Origin of the sequence: Variovorax sp. MHTC-1 (assembly GCF_003984645.1) — a bacterium.
Lineage (GTDB): Bacteria > Pseudomonadota > Gammaproteobacteria > Burkholderiales > Burkholderiaceae_C > Variovorax.
In genome coordinates this window covers 156,052-173,898 of the sequence record NZ_RWKI01000005.1, presented here as the reverse complement: position 1 = coordinate 173,898, position 17,847 = coordinate 156,052, and the positions used below count along the sequence as shown (strand labels likewise).

Here is a 17,847-nt window from a genome sequence, read left to right as displayed (position 1 = left end):
TGCACTTCGGGCATATCCCCTTTGTGTGATGCGCAGCCGCGCGCTGCGCGCGAGGATGCGCCTCGGGGAGTTTGAGATGGGCGAGCAGCTTCGGCTCGATCGAAGCGCTCAACCCGCAAACCTGACGAGGCGATTCACATGGTCGAAGACCGTTTTGCCGCACGCATCTCCGGGGCCGTGCTCGTCGCGGCTTCGTGCTTCTTCTGCGCAAGGGCAGCAGCCCAGTTCCCCGATGCCCACGACCCGCCGCCCGCAGGCTGGACGGGCCCGGTCTTTCGCCTGAAGCAGGACTATCCGCAGACGCTGCCTTCCCTCGGCCCGCGTCCGTGGATGAGCTTCGACTTCCGCACCCAGCCGAACGAATACATCGAGGCAGTGCTCGACTACGCGCTCGAGGGCAACAAGCAGGTCGACTTCGTGGTCCAGGACAACAGCACCCGCGGCTGGTACCACGCACCCTGGATGCATGCCGGCGCGGCAGGCCGCGAGTTCGTCCGCGGGCTGACGCGCGAGAGAAGCTCGCGACCCGGCGAACTCCATCCGAACCAGACGGGCACCTGGGAGAACTGGGCCGTCAGCGTCTACAACCCCCGCGGCGGCTACACCCTCGGCCAGGTCTGGAAAGATCCGGACGCGCCGAACCCGAGCGTCGCGAAATTCCCGGTCGGCAGCGTCAGCATCAAGCTGATCTTCACCGAAGCGCCGGTAAGCCAGGTTCCCTACCTGGCGGGGTCCGTGGAGTGGCAGGCCGACATCAACCGCGCGAACAACGCCGGCCCGCGGCCCACGCTGCGCCTGCTGCAGGTCGACATCGCCGTGCGCGAAAGCCGCGCGGCCTCGACCACCGGCTGGGTCTTCGGCACCTTCGTCTACGACGGCAACGCGCCGGGCGCCACGCCGTGGGACCGGCTGGTGCCGGTCGGCCTGATGTGGGGCAACGACCCGACGCGCGTGCGCACCACGCAGGCGCTGCGGCAGACCAAGATCAATGCGGGCCTGCAGATCCCGCAGCACCTCGGCTTCGAGAAGCGGCTCAACGGCCCCGTGGACAACCCGCGCTCGTCCTGCCTGTCCTGCCATTCGACGGCGCAGATCCAGAACGATCTGTCGCGGCCCGGCCGCGCGGCGATTCCACCGGCGAACGCCACAGTGCAAACGCTGCGCCTCTACTTCCGCAACATCAAGTCCGGGACGCCCTTCGATGCGAACGCGCTGTCGCTCGACTACTCGCTGCAGCTGCAGAACGGCATTGCGAACTGGGCCCAGGCGGCCGGTCCGTCTTCGGCGCCGCGAGCTGCAGCCGCCGCCGGCGCGGCGCGCGGCCGGCTCGACCGCTCGCGCGGCGTCAACATCAGGCCGGTCGGCAGGGACGGCTGAACCATGGCCGCCCGCAAGAAGCCGTTCGATCCGGCCGACAGCCCGAGGCTCGCGCTCGAAGGGCGCATCGTCACGATGAACGGCGCGTTCAAGGTGATCGCCCGCGGCCGCATCTACACGCACAACGGCGACATCGTCGCAGTGCAGGATGCGGCGGCGCCTGCGCCCGCGGGCTTCGGCAACACGGCGGTGACGGACACCGGCGGCACGATCTACCCCGGCCTGATCGACCTTCACAACCACCTTCCGTACAACGTGCTGCCGCTGTGGCAGGTGCCGAAGAAGTTCACGAACCGCGGGCAGTGGAGCCGCCATGCCGAGTACCACAGCAAGATCTCGGCGCCGATGCAGACGCTCGCCGCGACGCCGGAGCTGCTGGCGGCGATCTGCCGCTACGTCGAGGCCAAGGCCCTGATCGGCGGCACCACGACGAGCCAGGGCATCACGCTGGCCAACCAGGCGGGCATCCGGCGCTACTTCAAAGGCGTGGTCCGCAACGTCGAAGCCACCGACGACGAGACGCTGCCCGCCGTCTCCACGCGCGTGCCCGACGTGGCGGCGCGCGATGCGCAAGCCTTCCTCGCGCGCCTGAAGAAGGAGAAGACCTGCTACCTGCTGCACCTGTCGGAAGGCCTCGACCCGACGGCGCGGCGAGCCTTCGAATCGCTGCAGTTCGCGCCCGGCGAATGGGCGATCACACCCTCGCTGTGCGGCATTCATGCCGCGGCGCTGAAGCCGCCGGACTTCGAGATCCTCGCCGCCAAGGGCGGCAGCATGGTGTGGTCGCCCTTCAGCAACATGCTGCTCTACGGCGGAACCGCCGACGTCGCTGCGGCCAAGGCTGCCGGCGTTCCGATCTCGCTCGGCTGCGACTGGGCGCCTTCGGGCAGCAGGAACCTGCTCAACGAGCTGAAGGTCGCGCACCTGTGGAGCGAGGCGCATGCCATCTTCACGCCGCGCGAACTGGTCGCGATGGTGACGCGCAACGCGGCCGGGCTGCTCGAGTGGGACTCCGCGCTGGGCTCGCTGGCTGCGGCCAAGCGCGCCGACCTCCTGCTGATCGATGGCGTGAGCGGCGATCCGTACCTGCAGCTCATCCGCGCCAAGGAGTCCGACCTCTCGCTGGTCATGATCAACGGCATCGCGCGCTTCGGCGCCGAGACGCTGATGCGCGCGCTCGGTTTCGTCGGCGAAGCGCTGGAGGTCGGTGGTGCGCGGAGGATGCTGTATTTCGCGCACCCGGCCGCCGACACGCTGGTGCAGAACCTGTCGCTCTCCGCGGCGCGGGAGGCGCTCAAGGGCGCGCTGCGCAGCCTGCCCGCGCTCGCGCGCAAGGCCGAGCGCCCGAAGCTGATGTCCGAAGCGGGACTGGCGCGCAAGTCCGGCAGCACCTGGCGGCTTGCGCTCGACGAGGTCCTCGACACCGGCGTCGACCTGCGCCCCAACCTGCCGCTGCGCGGGGCCGGCGGCCGCACGCTGCGCGCCGCGATGATGCGGCCGCTGTTCGCTGCCGCCCCGCCCAAGCTATCGGCCGCCGTCGCGCCGCTGGCCATCGACCGGCTGACGGTGGTCGACGATCCGGACTACCTGGACGCGCTCGACATGCAGAAGAACGTCCCGGCCATGATCAAGGAGGGGCTGCGCGACCTCTGGTCGTAGCCGCCGGCAGCCATGAACCTGCGCGACGCCCTGAGCGACTTCTCCAATGGCTGGCACGACGATCTCTCGCCCGCTTGGCGAACGCTGCTGGCCGGCACCAGCCCGAACCCGCTCGCGGTCGGCAGCACGCTCAGCTTCGATGCACTGCAGCCGATCTACCCCGCCAGGCGCGGCACGCCGCTGCCGGGCGCACGCGCGGATGCCCATGTCTTGCGCGCCTTCGACGGCATCGAGCCGTCGCAGGTGCGCTGCGTGCTGATCGGCCAGGACCCGTATCCGGCGCTGGCCCGCGCGACCGGCCGCTCCTTCGAGCAGGGCGATATCGCCGGCTGGGACGTGCCCGCGTCGTCGGTCGCCAACAGCCTGCGCGTGCTGCTGCGGATGCTGGTCGCGGCGCGCACGCTCGACGACGAGGTGCTGAAGATGAGCTGGGCTTCCTTCGCGCGCCATGCCGCCAAGCCGGCCGTCGGGCTCGAATCGCCGCGCGCGCTGTTCGACCGGCTGCAACAGACGCAGGGCCTGCTCTTCCTCAACGCCGGACTCACCATCACGCGCTACAAATCGGGCGGCGCGCCGGAACAGCTCAAGGGCCACCTCCCGTTCTGGCGGCCGGTGGTCGGCCAGGTGCTGCGCTCGATGGCGACGCGCGGCAGCGGCCAGGTGGTCTTCCTCTGCCTCGGCCAGCTGGCGCAGAAGCTGCTGGCGAGCGAAGGCGTGAAGCTGGCCGCGATCCAGGCCGGAACCTGGGACACGCGGGCAGCGGACGTCGCCTTGCCTCACCCGGTCGCGCCGGGCTTCATGGGCGGGCCCAATCCGTTCAGCGCCGTCAACGCGAAGCTCGCATCCTTCGGTGCAGCGCCGATCGCGTGGTAGAGCGCGCTACAACGCCGCCATCAGCTCGGCCAGATTCAGCGGCTTGAGCAGATGGTGGTCGAAGCCCGCCGTCGCGATGCGGTCTTTGTCCCCTTGCTGGCCCCAGCCGGTCAACGCGATCAAGGTGAGGTCGGTGGCGTCCTGCCGCGCGCGCAGGTAGCGCGCCAGGTCGCAGCCGTCCATGCCCGGCATGCCGATGTCGAGGATGGCGGTGTCGAACTCGTGCTCCGCGGCCAGGCGCAGCGCCTCCTCGCCGCTGTAGGCGGTCAGCACCGTCGCGCCCATCGAGCCCAGCAGCTCGGCCAGGCTGTCGGCCGCGTCGCGGTTGTCGTCGACCACCAGGATGGTCTGCTCGATGGAAGGCATCCACGCGTCCTGCGGCGCCGGCAGGTGCCGGTCGGGCATGCGGGCGTTTCGTGCCAGCGGGAGCCGCACAGTGAAAGTGGCGCCGCGGCCGAGGCCTTCGCTCCGGGCCTCGACGCTGCCGCCGTGCAGCTCGACCAGGCTCTTGACGAGCGTCAGGCCGATGCCGAGCCCGCCCTGCGCCGCCTTGGAGGTTCCGCTCACCTGCACGAACATCTCGAAGATGGACTTCAGCATGTCAGGCGCGATGCCGGCGCCGGTGTCGCTCACCTCGACCACGGCCTGCCGGTTGTCCCGGCGCACCGCGAGCTTCACCTTTCCACCGGTCGGCGTGTACTTGGCGGCGTTGTTCAGGAGATTGGAGAAGACCTGCGTCAGCCTCACGCTGTCGCCGCGCACGACCAGGCCGCAATCGACGAGCTCGACCGCGAGCGAGTGCCCGGCGCCCTCGACCAGCGGACGGCTCAGTTCCACCGCGTCGTTGATCACGCCGTCGAGCAGCACCGAGCTCCAGTGCAGGTCGATCTTGCCGCGCGTGATGCGCGAAACCTCCATCAGGTCGTTGACGAGGCGCACCATGTGCTCGACCTGCCGGCGCATCAGCTCGTAGTACCTCTCGGCCTCCGCCGCCTCCGGCTTCTTGCGCGCCAACAGCGACAGGGCGGTGCTCAGGGGCGCCAGCGGGTTGCGCAGCTCGTGGGCCAGCGTAGCGAGGAACTCGGTCTTGCGCTGGTCGGACTCGCGCAGCCCGTCGAGCACGTTTCGCAGCTCGTACTGCCGGCGGCGCGCACGCAACGCGCTGCGCACCGCGCTCACCAGCGAGGCGACCCGCACCGGCCGCTCGATCACGGTGACATTGGCGAACTCGTCCATCACGTGGCCGATGGCGCGCGAGTCCGCGCCTTGCCGCGCCAGCACGAGCAGCGGCACATCCGACCAGGGCGGCTGCGCAGCCAGCGCGCGGTTCAGCTCGGCAAGGGCCGAGCCGGAGATCACCTCTTCCGCCAGCAGGATGGCCCCGGCACCGCGCGCAAACTCGGCCAGCAGTTCGGGCATGCCGGCGCAGATATGCGACACGAGCTGCGTGCGCTCCAGCACTGCGCTCGCCATCAGGGCGTCCTTGGAGGTCGCGGTCCGCAACAGGATGCGGTAGTCGAGATTCGACGACGCTTGTGCGCTCACGACGACGACTGAAGCCCTTCGATAGGCACGGGCAGCCCGGTGAGGATGCCTCGGAAGTTGCGCAACGGTGCGCCGACGTGAACCCCCGTGTCGTTCATGGTGAAGGCGCGGATGCTCCGCTCGTGCGCGCCGCCGCGCTTCTTGAGCACCGAGATTGCCTGCCGCACCTCGCCGCCGTCCTCGAAGTAGCGCAGCAGCACCACCGAATCGGCCAGGTAGCTCGCATCGACCGGCGTCTGCATCTGCATGCCGATCAGCCCGTGCTGCGCGCCGATCAGCAGCGTGGCAACACCGGCCTGGCCGAGGTAGGTGAGCAGCTCGTGCAGTTGCACGATGAGGAAGCGCTCGTCGGGCATGGCGTTGAGGTAGCCGTTGAGGCTGTCGATGACGACCACCCTGGCGTTGTGCTCGGTGACGGCCACCCGGATGGAGTTGACGAACTCGCCCGGCGACAGCTCCGCAGGGTCGACCTGGCGCACCCGGATGTGTCCCGATTCGAGATGCGGCGTCAGGTCCATGCCCATGCCCTCGCAGCGGGTGCGCAAGGTGTTGGCGCTCTCGTCGAAGATGAAGAGCGCCGCGCACTCGCCGCGCTGGGCCGCTGCGAGCGCGAACTGCACCGCCACGCTCGACTTGCCGGTGCCCGGCGCGCCCACGAACAGCGTGCTGGTGCCCCTTTCGATGCCGCCGCCCAGCAGCGCGTCGAGCGCCGGCAGGCCGCTGGCCATGCGCGTCTGGGTGAGCGGCGGCGTATGTTCCGCCGCCACCAGCCGCGGGAACACCTGCAGCCCGCCGCGCACGATCTTGTAGTCGTGATAGCCGCCGCGAAACTCCTTGCCGCGGTACTTGGTGACGATGAGCCGGCGCCGCGACGAACCGTAGTCGGAATTGATCTGCTCCAGCCGAAGCACCGCATGGGCGATGCTCTGGACCTGCAGGTCGTGCTCCATCGCAGTCATGTCGTCGAGCAGCAGCACCGTGCACTGGCGGCCGGCGAAGAACTGCTTGAGCGCCAGGATCTGGCGCCGGTAGCGCAGCGAAGCCCCGGCCAGGAGACGCAGCTCCGACAGCGAATCGAACACCACGCGCGTCGGCCGGATCACGTCGACATCCGCCAGGATCTTCAGCGTGGTCTCGCTGAGCTCGACCTCCGAAGGATGGAACATCGTGTACTGCTCGTCCGGCTCCAGCGCATCGTGCGAGGGCAGCATCTCGCGCACTTCGATGCCCTTCAGGTCCCAGCCGTGCGAGCGGGCGACGCCCCGCAGCTCTTCCGCCGTCTCGGAAAGCGTGACGTACAGCACCGGCTCGCCCCGCGCGGCGCCTTCGCGCAGGAACTGCATCGCCACCGTGGTCTTGCCCGCGCCGGGCGCGCCCTCCAGCAGGTACAGCCGGTTGGCCGTAAGGCCGCCGCCCAGCACGTCGTCGAGGCCGGGCACGCCCACCTGCAGCACCGTTTCCCTCCGGTCGCCTTCATCCGGCGAGATCGTTGAACTCATACCCACTCCAACAGCGTGATATCGATCGTCAACCTGTCAATTTACCTGCTCGCGCGGAGGCAGGATGCAGGACGGGACCCCGGTGCAGTGGAGCGAAAGGAAAGCACCGGCCGCCCTCACTCGAACGAGGCGACCCAGTCCCAAACCCGCGCCGGCGCCTCGACCATCACGTTGTGACCATGCGGCCCGAGGTCCGAGGCATCGGGGTCGAGCGCGCGGAGCTGTTCCATCGTCATCATCGCGTCATCGCCCCCGCGGCCGAGATGAATGGGGCAGCGGGCCAAGGCCACCAGCTCGGACATGGGCGGCCTGCCGACGCCATGGGCCCGCGGATCCATCGCGAGACACCAGCCGTCGGCGCCGCGCCGGATGCCGCGCAGGGCGACGGCCGGCGTTGCGCCGGCGATGCCGGCCAGGCCGGAGACCTTCAGGTACCGCTCCCGGGCCTCGTCCTCCGTGGCGAAGCGCTTGGCGGGCTGGGCTGCGAGCGTCTCCATGCGGCGCAGCTCATCGTCATTCCACGCGACCTTGATGCCGGCCCCGAAAACCCGGTGCGGCGTGACACCGAACCAGCCCGAGGCCAGGGCGAGACCGATCACGCCGCCGAGCGAGTGGCCGAGCACCACGAGCCGGCCTGCGGGATCGACATGGGGCAGCACGGCGCGCGCGACGCTTGCGGCGTACTGGCCGATGGCATAGCTGCCCTGCCGATCGGATTGGCCGTGGCCGGGAAGGTCCATCGCGATCCAGCGGCCGGCCCAGCGGGCGTCGGCCTGCGTGCACATCGGCGACCACACGGCGCCGGTCGCGCCCATCCCATGCAGCATGAGGAGCAGGTCGGGGCCTTCGCCGCCTTGTTCGATGTACATGTCCGCCGCCTCCATCGGATCTTCGATGGAGGGAGGTTACCCGACGCCGAATCGGATCATTCAGCGCCTCGGCCGCTGTCGCGGCCTTCCGCGGCCATGCGCGCAACCTCGTCCGCAAAAGCCATGAGTTCGTCCGACAGCGTCTCGCCCGGTGCCAGCACACCGAGGCGCTGGGCGAGCGCCTGATAAACCGCTCGCGGGGACGACAGGCCGGGTGGAACGGGAATAGTCGAGTCTTCGGGCATCGTGGGCTCCTGTCGTGGTCTCGAAAGCCGGCTCGGGCTAGGAACCCGGCGGCTTTTCGGGTGCGGGCCGCGGCGTCTGTGCGGGCGCGCCTGCGGCAGGCGAGTCGTCGACATTCGCCGGCGGCTTCTTGTACCAGAACACATTGAACACCAGCGCACCCACGATCAGAAGGGCCGCAACGATCGCCGCCCATCGGAAAGCGCGCTTGTTGTCCCGGTCGTTCGCTCGTGGATTGTGGGCGTTCATGGCATCTCGTTTCTGCATCGAAAGCTCCAGGCTAGAACCATGACCCTGCCGCCTGCTGTCAGACGGCAACGCAGAGTCCTGAGGCGCAAAGGCTCGCGCGCGGTCGCGCGACGACAGGCCTTGCCTGCGCCGGTTCCCGGGCTGGGCGGTCGGTGTAGACTGCTGGGCTTTTTCCCTCTGGCGGTATGGTGCAAGTGTCACGGCGCACAGGTCGCAAAGGTGTCAGCGGCTCGGCGCTCATTCGCTTGCTCGCTCAACTGACCGACACCGACGTTCCCGAATCCAAACAAGGCTTCGCGGATCGATTGAGTGAATGGCTGCGTTGGACCGACGCCATCTCGCTGGCCGCGGCGTTGCAGAGCGGCCCGGCGACTGCGCCATCCGGCGCAGCAGCTTCCGGAAGCGATGCCGAAGAACGCGAATGCGCCCGCGTGCGAGCCGCATTGGCGAATGCCATCGCCGCAGAGAGCACGATCGGGGCCGACTTCGCGGCCTACCGCCGGCGCTACCACGCCAGGCAGCAGGCCATGGAGGCGGCTGTCGAACCCTTGCGCGCTCGTCTGCGCGCGAAGCTGGCGGCCAGGTCGCCCGACATGGCCCGGCTTGCTGCGATGGATGCCGTGATGGAGCAGGCGCTGGCTGCGCACGAGCACCGCGTGCTGTCGACCGTGCCCGCACTGCTCGAAAAGCATTTCGAGCGCGTGCGCCAGGCTGACAGCGAGGCTCAGCCCGAAGGGTGGCTGGACGCGTTCGGCAAGAACATGCAAGGCGTCTTGCTCGCCGAGCTGGATATTCGATTTCAACCGGTCGAGGGGCTGCTCGAAGCCCTTCGCAAAAGGTCATGACCAGATATTTTCATCACGCTGTTTTCTTTGTCGGCCTGGCCGCCGTGTGCTGGGTCGGCGTCGGGTACATCGGCTCGAACCCGCTGGCACTGGCGATCACACTGCTCATCGGCGCCTTCTACCTGATGGGCGCGCTGGAGCTGCACCGCTTCCGCCAGGCCACGGCCACCCTCGCGCAATCCTTGGCGGACATGCCCGGCCCGCCGGCGAGCCTGGGCCACTGGCTCGACCAGCTGCATCCTTCCTTGCGCAACGCGGTGCGCCTGCGCATCGAGGGCGAGCGCGTCGGCCTGCCCGGCCCGGCCCTGACGCCGTACCTGGCCGGGCTGCTGGTGCTGCTGGGGATGCTGGGCACCTTCCTCGGCATGGTGGTCACGCTCAACGGCACCGGGATCGCCCTGGAGAGCGCGGCGGACCTGCAGGCCATCCGCGCCTCGCTGGCCGCCCCGGTCAAGGGCCTGGGGCTGGCCTTCGGCACCTCGGTCGCAGGCGTGGCCGCCTCCGCGATGCTGGGCCTGGTCTCCGCCTTGTGCCGGCGCGACAGGCTGCAGGCTGCACAGCTGCTCGACACGAAGATCGCGAGCACCTTGCGCGTCTTCTCGTTGGCCCATCAGCGCGAGGAGTCCTTCAAGCTGCTGCAGCGCCAGGGCGATGCGATGCCCGAGCTGGTCGACCGGCTGCAGGCCATGATGGCGACGATGGAACGGCAGAGCCAGGCCTTGAACGAACGCCTGCTCGCCAGCCAGGACGGCTTCCATAGCAAGGCCGAGGCCGCATATGCAGGCTTGGCCTCTTCCGTCGACCGTTCCTTGAAGCAAAGCCTGACCGAAAGCGCCCGCGTGGCCGGCGCGGCGATCCAGCCGGTCGTCGAAGCGACCATGGCCGGGATCGCGCGCGAGGCGGCCGCAATGCACGAGACCATCGAGCACGGCGTGCAGCGGCAGCTGGAAGGGCTGTCGACCCGCTTCGAGCAGCATTCGGCCTCGCTGCTCGGCACGGTCGGCCAGGCGCAGGCGGAGCTGCAGGCGAAGATGGCATCGCAAGACCAGCAGCGACTGGCGGCCTGGACCGATGCGCTCGAGGCGATGGCCTCGTCGCTGCAGCAGGAATGGCAGCAGGCGGGTGCCCGCAGCGAGAGCCAGCAGCAGGAGATCTGCAAGACGTTGGCCGAGACCGCGCGCGAGCTGTCGGCCCAGACCGAAGCGCACGCGCGCAGCACCATCGCCGAGATCGCCCAGCTCGTGCAAGCCGCGTCGGAAGCCCCGCGCGCCGCGGCCGAGGTGATTGCCGAGCTGCGCCAGAAGTTGTCCGACAGCATGGTGCGCGACAACGCGATGCTGGAGGAACGCAGCCGCATCCTGGAAACGCTGCAGACCCTGCTCGACGGCGTGAACCATGCCTCCACCGAACAGCGCTCGGCGATCGACGCACTGGTCGCCGCGTCGGCCGACGTGCTGGACCGTGTCGGCACCCGCTTCACGGACAAGGTCGAAGCGCAAACCGAGAAGATGGCCGGCGTCGCCGCGCAGATCACCGGCAGCGCCGTCGAGGTGGCGAGCCTGGGCGAGGCATTCGGCTTCGCCGTGCAGCTGTTCAGCCAATCGAACGACAAGCTGGTGGCCCATCTGCAGCGCATCGAAAGCGCGCTCGGCAAGTCCATCGCGCGCAGCGACGAGCAGCTGGACTACTACGTGGCGCAGGCCCGGGAAGTCATCGACCTCAGCATCCTGTCGCAGAAGCAGATCGTCGAGGATCTGCAGCAGCTCGCGAGTAGCCGCGCGCCCGTGGGCAGCGAAGCGTGATGAGCGAGGACGTCGACGCCGGCCTGGAGCCGACGGTGCCGGTGTGGGCCATCTTCGGCGATCTGATGTCGGGGCTGCTGGGCGCCTTCGTGCTGATCCTGGTGTGCGTGGTCGGCATGCAGCTGGACCTCACGACGAAGCTGGAAGCCGAAGTCAAGCAGCGGCAAGCGGCGGCGCAGCGGCTGCAGGCCCTCGAGCAAGCCCTGGCGGGCCCGTTGGCGGCGGGCCGGGTGACGCTGAACGACGGGCGCATCGGCATCAGCGGCAGCGTGCTGTTCGCCCTCAACTCCGCCGAACTGGAGCCCGAGGGCCGGCAACTGCTGAAGAGCCTGAGCGCACCGCTGGCCGCCTACCTCCAGGCCCGCGACGAGATCCTGATGGTGAGCGGCTTCACCGACGACCGGCAGGTGCGCGGCGGCAACCGCCAGTTCGCCGACAACTGGGAGCTGTCGGCTCAGCGGGCCTTGACCGTGACCCGCGCCTTGATCGAGGAAGGCATCCCGTCGGCCTCGGTCTTTGCCGCGGCCTTCGGGTCCGAGCAGGCGGTGGCATCGAATGCCGAGGCGGACGGACGCGCCAGGAACCGGCGCGTGGAGATGGCGCCCACGCCGAGGCCCTCCAATGCAAGCACGAAGCCCCGTGGGTAGCAGCGAAGGGAAAGGCGTACGCGCGGCCGGCGCCATGATCGATGCATGGCGCGAGCGCGGCGACCATCGCTTCGATCCGGTCCGCTTTCGTTTCATCGAGGTGCTGGCCGGACGCGCGGAAGCCCACAGCGGCGAGGCGCGACGCGTCCTGGACGACAAGGTGCACAAGCTGCTCGCGGCTTACGGAGAGGATCTCGAAAGCGCTCGATGCGCGGACGGCGACGCTGCGGCGCAGCCGGGCCAGGCCCAGCGCGGCGCGCTCGCGGCGCTCGTCGATCATGTCGCCCGGCATGCGTCGTCATCGCGCGGGGACGGCACGGCGCTCGACTCGAAGACGCTCGACTATTTCAGAAGCACCTGGTCGAGGCTCAGCGCCGATCGACGGCTGACGCAGTCGCAAGCGTTGGTGCCGGAGAACGCCGGCCCTCTCAACTCGCACCGCCTCGTGCATCGATCGCTCACCGTGATGCGCGAGCTGTCGCCGGAGTACCTCCACCGCTTCATGTCGTACGTCGACACCTTGTTGTGGGTCGACCAGGCGAATGGCGGCGGTGCCTCGGCGGGTACGGACAGCCCGCGCGCCGAGGGCCACAGGAAGAGCGCTCGGCGCAAATCCGGGTGATGCCGGCGCATCGCAACCTGACGCCGGACTGAGCGCCCGGCCATACATCCTTTTGGTGGATGGCAGGTGTCGGTCCCACACGGAGTCGGGCGGCATGCCCACCCTCTTGCGTGAGTCCGGCGCCTTAGGCTCCCTTCTCTCCAATGTGGGCACCCATGGCAGCCATCACTTATCTCGTTGAGGACAATGCGACCATCAGGGAAAACTTGATTCCTACGCTGAAGGATCTTGCCAACTGCCGGGTTGTCGGGTTTGCCGAAGGCGAGCACGACGCGAGCGAGTGGCTCGACGGCCATGACGGCTCCTGGGATTTGGCGGTGGTCGACCTCTTTCTCAAGGATGGGTCGGGGCTCGGTGTTCTGAAAGGGTGCGACCACCGACAGCCGCACCAACGCGTGGTCATCCTCACGAACTACTGCACGGCCGACATCCGTGCGCGATGCATGGCGCTGGGTGCGGACGCCGTCTTCGACAAATCCACGGAACTGGACGGGTTTTTCGACTTCTGCAACGCGCCGAAAGAAACCCCCATGTGACGCGCCTGGACTGCGCGAGCTGGAACTTCTATGTGCGTTAGCGCACGGACTCATGGCGCTCGAAGTCGTAGAAGAGAAGAGCGAGAGCTCGGCGTTCGTCGAGATGAAGCACGTTAGAAGCTCGCGAGGCGTTCCATGATGCACAGATTCTTGATCAACAACCGCGATGAGCTGATCGCACGCTGCAAGACAAAGGTTGCGCAAAGACCCAGACGAGCCGCAACCGAACAACAGCTTGCAAATGGCGTTCCATTGTTTCTTGATCAACTCACAAGAACACTTGCAGCGGAACAGGCCGACGAAGCTGAGGAAGGCATCAGGATCTCGGGGGCCTCGGGCGGGGATTCGCTGGCTTTGTCTGAAATAGGCTTGAGCGCCGCTGCGCATGGAAGAGAACTGCTGAAGCTCGGCTATTCTGTCGACCAGGTCGTTCACGACTACGGGGACGTCTGCCAGGCAATCACTGATTTGGCATTCGAGAGAGACGCGCCATTCGCCATCGGGGAGTTCCGCACCCTGAATCGGTGTCTGGACAATGCCATCGCCGACGCTGTCACGGAGTTCAGTCTTCAACGCGACACGCAGATTGCCCGGCAGCAGGACGCCGACGCGCACGAGCGTTTCGGCTTCCTGGTTCATGAGTTGCGCAACTCCTTGGGTACTGCAATTCTCGCGGTCCGAGCCCTTGAGTTGGGCAACATGACGGTGAGCGGCGCCACTGGAGCCGTTTTGAAGCGCAGCCTTTCATCGCTTGGAAACCTGATCAGTCGGTCGCTCGCCGAGGTACGCAGCGGCGCACCGAAGCAACGCCATGCATTCTCCGTCGCCTCGTTGATGATGGATGCCGAAAACGCGGCCCGACTCAATGCAAGCGCTGCAGGTTGCGTCTTCGAGGTCGCACCGGTAGACCCGCTTCTGGGCGTCAGCGCGAACCGCGAACTCTTGCTCGCTGCGTTGACCAACCTCCTGCAGAACGCGTTCAAGTTCACTCGCGCCCATACAAGGGTCATGTTGACGGCGCGCGGAGTGGGAGAGCACGTCCTCATCGAAGTCGAGGACCACTGCGGCGGGCTGTCGCCCGAAAGTGTCGCCAAGATGTTCATCCCCTTCCATCAAGGCAGCAATGACAAGTCAGGCCTGGGTCTTGGTCTTTGCATCGCCCGGCAGAGCGTTGAAGCCGACTCCGGCACGCTGACTGTTCGAGACGTGCCTGGCACCGGATGCGTTTTCAGCATTCGCCTTCCGCGCTGCCTGCTGCAACCGGGATGAACGCCGTGCGGCGCGGCGTCTCCTTGTCATGGCTGAACTGCCTCCGCGAAGCCAGAACGGGCGCCGCGGCGTTCTGGATGACCTCTCACCTCGAGTCGAGAGCTTTTCAACCAACAACCGGTTCAGCAGATTCCTTGACCGAAGTCGGCTTCAGGTACGCGTTGACACAAGCCTTGAGGCGATCAGCGAAGTCAAAGATATCGTCCACGCTCGCAATGGCGCAGGTCAACTACTGGGTGCCGGTGACCCACGCCCGGCTGCGTATTGTCAAGGCACCCCTGGCGCCAGCACCTGCTGCATCGCCAGGCGGATCTGCGGCAGACGCTCCAGCGCCGTGCGCCGGCCACAGTCGACCATGGCCTCGGCCGCCGCAAAGTTGAAGCCTTCGCCGACCGGGATCGGAACGGTCAGCGACAGGTCGGCGCGATCGGCCTGGGCGGCGGCGTCCCACCAGCCCTGCAAGCGCCAGGCACCGCCCATTGCAGCGCGCAGGCCGAACGGGCGACGCAGTCGCTGTTCGAAGCGATCGGCGGCGCGCGCAGCATCGGGGGGCGCCTCGGGATAGGTGGGTCGGACCAGCGCGGCGAGCCTGAAGCCGCAGCCGCGCGCGGCGAGCAGGTCGACCGGCAGGCGCGACACGACCGCACCGTCGACGAGTACCGAGTCGCCGAGCCGGACCGCGGCGAACACCCCCGGGATCGCCGCCGTGGCCCGTGCCGCCGGCGCCACGGCGCCGCTGTCGAGCACGGCACGCTTGCCCATCGTCAGGTCGGCCGCGACGACCGCGACCGGCAACCGCAACTGCGCAAACGTGGCATCGCCATACAGCTCGCGGGTGAGCGTCGTCATGCGCGATGCGGAGATGAGCGAGGCGCGTGGCAGCCATTGCATGCCCCTGGCGCGCGCGAAGTCCGCGACCACGCGCAGGACGTTCTCGGTCGCCGCGCGCGCGCTGCCGAATCGGGCAAAGGCCAGTGCCACAGCACCCCCCATGCTCGAGCCGCAAAGGAAGTCGATCGGCAGCCCGTCGCTCTCCAGGACCTCGAGCACCCCCAGGTGCGCCAGCCCGGCAGCCGCGCCCACGCTCATGGCCACGCCCACCTCCCGGCCGCAAAGCCGCCGCACGAGGTGATCGAGCGCCGGCTGGCGCGCCCGCGACCAGTCGCCGCCCGATGCCGCAGCGTCGATCTCGTCGCGCGGCACCGCGTGGCACCAGCGCTGCAGTGCCGCCGCCCCGGAGAGCGCACCCGGGCGCCAGACGACGGGGGCGGCGTGCGTATCCGGGAGGCGGCGCAGATCGTCTGCGGTGACCAGCAACGCGTCATCGGCATCGAGCTCCGCCAGCAACGCCGCGCTGCCGGCCTGGCCGGTACCGAGCAGCAGCACTGCGTCGCTCGGCCCAACGTCCCGCCAGCGGCGAATGTGCAGCGCGCCGCTTGCCGCGTCGTCGCGCGACTCGTCGTGCTCGGAGCCGGGCGCGTAGTGCTGCAAACCGCGGGCAAGCGCCGCCAGCAGGATCGGGTCGCCATCCTCCCCCGTCGGCACCAGCACGACGCGCGGCCGCGCCGCCGGCGCACGGCGCGTCCGCTCGCGAAGGCGCAGCCCCAGCAAGGTCGCGACGTTGCGGAAGAACGCGACCTCCTGCGCCATCGCCCCTAAGAGAACGGGGGCCGAGAGGACCCAGGTTCGCACATCGCGCTGGGCGACGACGTTGGCCGAGACCGGATCGCCGGTCAGCGCCGACAGCTCGCCGAAGCACTGGGGCGGCAACAGCAGCAGCCGCCGGCCACCCCCGGCCAGCTCGACGCGCACAGCGCCGTCGATCAGCCCGAACAGCTCGGCCGACGGCACGCCGGCGCGCAGGATGATGTCGCCCGCTTCGAAGCGACGCGTTTGCAGGCATCGTTCAAGGGAGGCGAGCGCCTCGGACGAAATGCCGGCGAACAGCGGGTGCAGGGCGAGCGCAGGCGTCATCGCGCCAGTCCGGGCACCAGGGCATCCCGGCGCGCGACGTTCTCGATCGGCAGGGCAATCGGCGCGGCGAGCACGCCGAGCAGCAGGAACCCGCAACCTTCGGCGAGGACTGCGAGCGCCTCGGCCGGAAGCGTCCGGCGGCTGCAAAGGGGCGGCGGCTCGGCGATCATGGCCGCCAGTATGCCGCGGCGCGAGGGCGCCTCGGTGATCGGGTCGGGCGTGCCGTGGAGCAAAATCGTTCGTCCTATCCGCCACGCGTGCAACCCGCCGGCCTTCGGATTTTCCGGCGGTTCGACGGGTGGTCCGCAGCGCCCGACACCTATGCCGAAGATCGCCAAATCCGCCATCGTCGTCCCGAGCAAGCTCGACCCCGCCGCGCGGCAGGAGTTCATCGATGCGCTCTACAAGGTCCATTGCGAGGTGTTTGACGGCGTCAGCCGCGACTCGTTCGCGAAGTACGTGGTCGAGTCCCCGGCCGAGCACACCTGGATCAACGTGCACCGCAACCACGCAGGCGAGATCGTCGGCTACTTCGCGCTGCACATCTTCGAGCGTGAACTGGCCGGCAAGGCGAGCGCCATCTTTCGTGCCGAGGCCGGCATGCTGCGCGCTTACCGGGGTGGCAATACCAACACACGCTTCGGCCTCAAGCTCGGCGTGCCTTACCTGCTGCGCTACCCCGGGCGGCGCGTCTACTACCTCGGCTCGCTGGTGCACCCTTCGAGCTATTGCCTGTTTGCCAAGCACTTCGACGTGATCTGGCCGAGCACCCGGCATCCGCCGCCGCCGGCCGTGGTCGACGTCATGGACGAGTTGGCGAACTCGTTCGGGCTCGAGCGCGTGACCTCCGACAACCCGCTTACTCGCCGGGTGCACTGGATCACGCGCGACTCCGAGGTCGAGCGCTACTACTGGCGCCAATGCGACAAGCCCGCGGCGCGCTTCTTCATCGAGGCCAACCCCGGCTACGGCAAAGGCGACGGACTCGTCACCCTCGTCAGGCTCGACCCGCACAACCTCCGGCACATGATCTCGACCTTCTTCGCCGAGCGCTACGCGCGGCGCAGGGAGGGATTGACGGCGATGCTGTACCGCCTGCCCATCGGCGGCCAGTTGCTGCGCCCGGCCGAGGTCGTGCGGCGCCTCGAGGCGACCGCACTGTTCGGCTCATTCGACGCACCCAGCCTGGCCACGCTGGCACGCAGCGCGCAAATCGTCGCGCTTCCCGCGGGAAGGACCGTCTTTCGTGCCGGCGACCCCGGCGACGAGCTCTACGTGATTGCGCGCGGCGCCGTCTATGTGCTGGCCGATCGCGAGGGCGCAGGCGAAGGCGAAGACGCCATCATCGACGAGCTGGCCAGCGGCGACATGTTCGGCGAGATCGCCATGCTCAGCGGCGAACGGCGCAGTGCCTCGCTGCGCACCGCCACCGCCACGCTGCTCATCCAGATTTCGCGCGCGGCGTTGTTCTCCATCCTCGAAGCGCACCCGAAACTGAGCGAGATCCTCTGGAAGAACTTCGCGGCGCGGCGCTTCGACGACTGCGTGCGTGGCCTGCCGACGTGGAAGACGATGGAGCGCGCGGCGCGGCTGGCGGTCGTCCACGCGGGGCAGCACCGGCCGCTGGCCGCCGGCGAGCGCGCCGAGGTGAGCGCCGGCGAGCTCTTGCTCGTGCTGCTGGGCACCGTGCAGATCGAGCAGGTTGGCACATCGACCGTCGTGCGCGCGCCCGCCTTCTTCGATACGAAGCAGGCGATGGCAGTGACGGCCGTTGGCGCGGCGCGCATCGTGCGCATCGCGCGTTGATGAACCTCGGATTCAAGGGACCCTGGTCGGGG

The 17,847-nt window shown here is 68.5% G+C and carries 17 protein-coding genes; 10 read left to right on the top strand and 7 right to left on the bottom strand.

Translation table 11 applies throughout. The features are described 5' to 3' along the window. The first annotated feature begins 138 nt into the window (after nt 1-138). Genes EJI01_RS10740 through EJI01_RS10730 form a run of 3 tightly spaced genes read left to right on the top strand, consistent with a single transcriptional unit; the run spans nt 139 to nt 3,909 of the window. Nucleotides 139-1,377 carry a hypothetical protein gene (locus EJI01_RS10740; RefSeq protein WP_126837098.1) on the top strand — a complete coding sequence of 413 codons (1,239 nt, stop codon included), beginning with the start codon at nt 139-141 and terminating at the stop codon, nt 1,375-1,377. 3 nt (nt 1,378-1,380) lie between these two features. Beyond that, the gene (locus tag EJI01_RS10735) at nt 1,381-3,036 is read left to right on the top strand and encodes an amidohydrolase family protein (protein WP_126837097.1); all 1,656 of its coding nucleotides are present in this window, start codon (nt 1,381-1,383) and stop codon (nt 3,034-3,036) included. Nucleotides 3,037-3,048: 12 nt separating this feature from the next. After that, nucleotides 3,049-3,909 carry a hypothetical protein gene (locus EJI01_RS10730; protein WP_126837096.1) on the top strand — a complete coding sequence of 287 codons (861 nt, stop codon included), beginning with the start codon at nt 3,049-3,051 and terminating at the stop codon, nt 3,907-3,909. 6 nt (nt 3,910-3,915) lie between these two features. Here EJI01_RS10730 and EJI01_RS10725 read toward each other — a convergent pair whose 3' ends face one another. From EJI01_RS10725 to EJI01_RS10705, 5 genes are all read right to left on the bottom strand, one after another. Next, a complete protein-coding gene (locus EJI01_RS10725; RefSeq protein ID WP_260602406.1) occupies nt 3,916-5,454 on the bottom strand; it encodes an ATP-binding protein in 1,539 nt (512 codons plus the stop codon). Then, nucleotides 5,451-6,953, bottom strand: a complete 1,503-nt coding sequence (locus EJI01_RS10720) for an ATPase domain-containing protein (RefSeq protein ID WP_126837095.1) — start codon at nt 6,951-6,953, stop codon at nt 5,451-5,453. Before EJI01_RS10720 ends, EJI01_RS10725 begins: the two co-directional genes overlap by 4 nt. Nucleotides 6,954-7,069: 116 nt before the next feature. Continuing rightward, entirely contained in the window at nt 7,070-7,822 is a 753-nt protein-coding gene (locus EJI01_RS10715) for an alpha/beta fold hydrolase (protein WP_126837094.1), read from the bottom strand. 56 nt (nt 7,823-7,878) lie between these two features. Beyond that, nucleotides 7,879-8,067, bottom strand: coding sequence for an aminoglycoside phosphotransferase (locus EJI01_RS10710; protein ID WP_126837093.1), 189 nt, complete (start codon nt 8,065-8,067; stop codon nt 7,879-7,881). A gap of 37 nt (nt 8,068-8,104) precedes the next feature. Further along, nucleotides 8,105-8,314, bottom strand: a complete 210-nt coding sequence (locus EJI01_RS10705) for a hypothetical protein (protein WP_126837092.1) — start codon at nt 8,312-8,314, stop codon at nt 8,105-8,107. 185 nt (nt 8,315-8,499) lie between these two features. On the opposite strand from EJI01_RS10705, the gene EJI01_RS10700 reads away from it, so the two are divergent. The 6 genes from EJI01_RS10700 (at nt 8,500) to EJI01_RS10675 (ending at nt 14,035) form a co-directional block, all read left to right on the top strand. Continuing rightward, nucleotides 8,500-9,159 (top strand): DUF3348 domain-containing protein, encoded by a 660-nt coding sequence (locus EJI01_RS10700; protein ID WP_126837091.1) that lies wholly within the window; start codon nt 8,500-8,502, stop codon nt 9,157-9,159. After that, on the top strand, nt 9,156-10,961 hold the full coding sequence (locus EJI01_RS10695) for an apolipoprotein A1/A4/E domain-containing protein (RefSeq protein WP_126837090.1): 1,806 nt from the start codon (nt 9,156-9,158) through the stop codon (nt 10,959-10,961). Before EJI01_RS10700 ends, EJI01_RS10695 begins: the two co-directional genes overlap by 4 nt. Further along, the gene (locus EJI01_RS10690; protein WP_126837089.1) at nt 10,961-11,608 is read left to right on the top strand and encodes an OmpA family protein; all 648 of its coding nucleotides are present in this window, start codon (nt 10,961-10,963) and stop codon (nt 11,606-11,608) included. Before EJI01_RS10695 ends, EJI01_RS10690 begins: the two co-directional genes overlap by 1 nt. Next, complete coding sequence (locus EJI01_RS10685; protein WP_312846051.1) at nt 11,601-12,230, top strand: DUF2894 domain-containing protein; 630 nt, start codon at nt 11,601-11,603, stop codon at nt 12,228-12,230. Before EJI01_RS10690 ends, EJI01_RS10685 begins: the two co-directional genes overlap by 8 nt. 155 nt (nt 12,231-12,385) lie before the next feature. Further along, a complete protein-coding gene (locus EJI01_RS10680; protein ID WP_126837087.1) occupies nt 12,386-12,766 on the top strand; it encodes a response regulator in 381 nt (126 codons plus the stop codon). Between the two features lie 138 nt (nt 12,767-12,904). Further along, nucleotides 12,905-14,035 carry a sensor histidine kinase gene (locus EJI01_RS10675; protein ID WP_126837297.1) on the top strand — a complete coding sequence of 377 codons (1,131 nt, stop codon included), beginning with the start codon at nt 12,905-12,907 and terminating at the stop codon, nt 14,033-14,035. 267 nt (nt 14,036-14,302) lie between these two features. Here EJI01_RS10675 and EJI01_RS28755 read toward each other — a convergent pair whose 3' ends face one another. Both EJI01_RS28755 and EJI01_RS28750 read right to left on the bottom strand, forming a co-directional pair. Beyond that, nucleotides 14,303-16,009, bottom strand: coding sequence for a cyclic nucleotide-binding and patatin-like phospholipase domain-containing protein (locus EJI01_RS28755; protein ID WP_185878897.1), 1,707 nt, complete (start codon nt 16,007-16,009; stop codon nt 14,303-14,305). Then, entirely contained in the window at nt 16,006-16,347 is a 342-nt protein-coding gene (locus EJI01_RS28750; RefSeq protein WP_185878896.1) for a hypothetical protein, read from the bottom strand. The genes EJI01_RS28755 and EJI01_RS28750 overlap by 4 nt, the downstream gene beginning before the upstream one ends. Here EJI01_RS28750 and EJI01_RS10660 point away from each other — a divergent pair. After that, the gene (locus EJI01_RS10660) at nt 16,331-17,815 is read left to right on the top strand and encodes a cyclic nucleotide-binding domain-containing protein (protein ID WP_185878895.1); all 1,485 of its coding nucleotides are present in this window, start codon (nt 16,331-16,333) and stop codon (nt 17,813-17,815) included. The genes EJI01_RS28750 and EJI01_RS10660 overlap by 17 nt on opposite strands. The last annotated feature ends 32 nt before the right edge of the window (nt 17,816-17,847 follow it).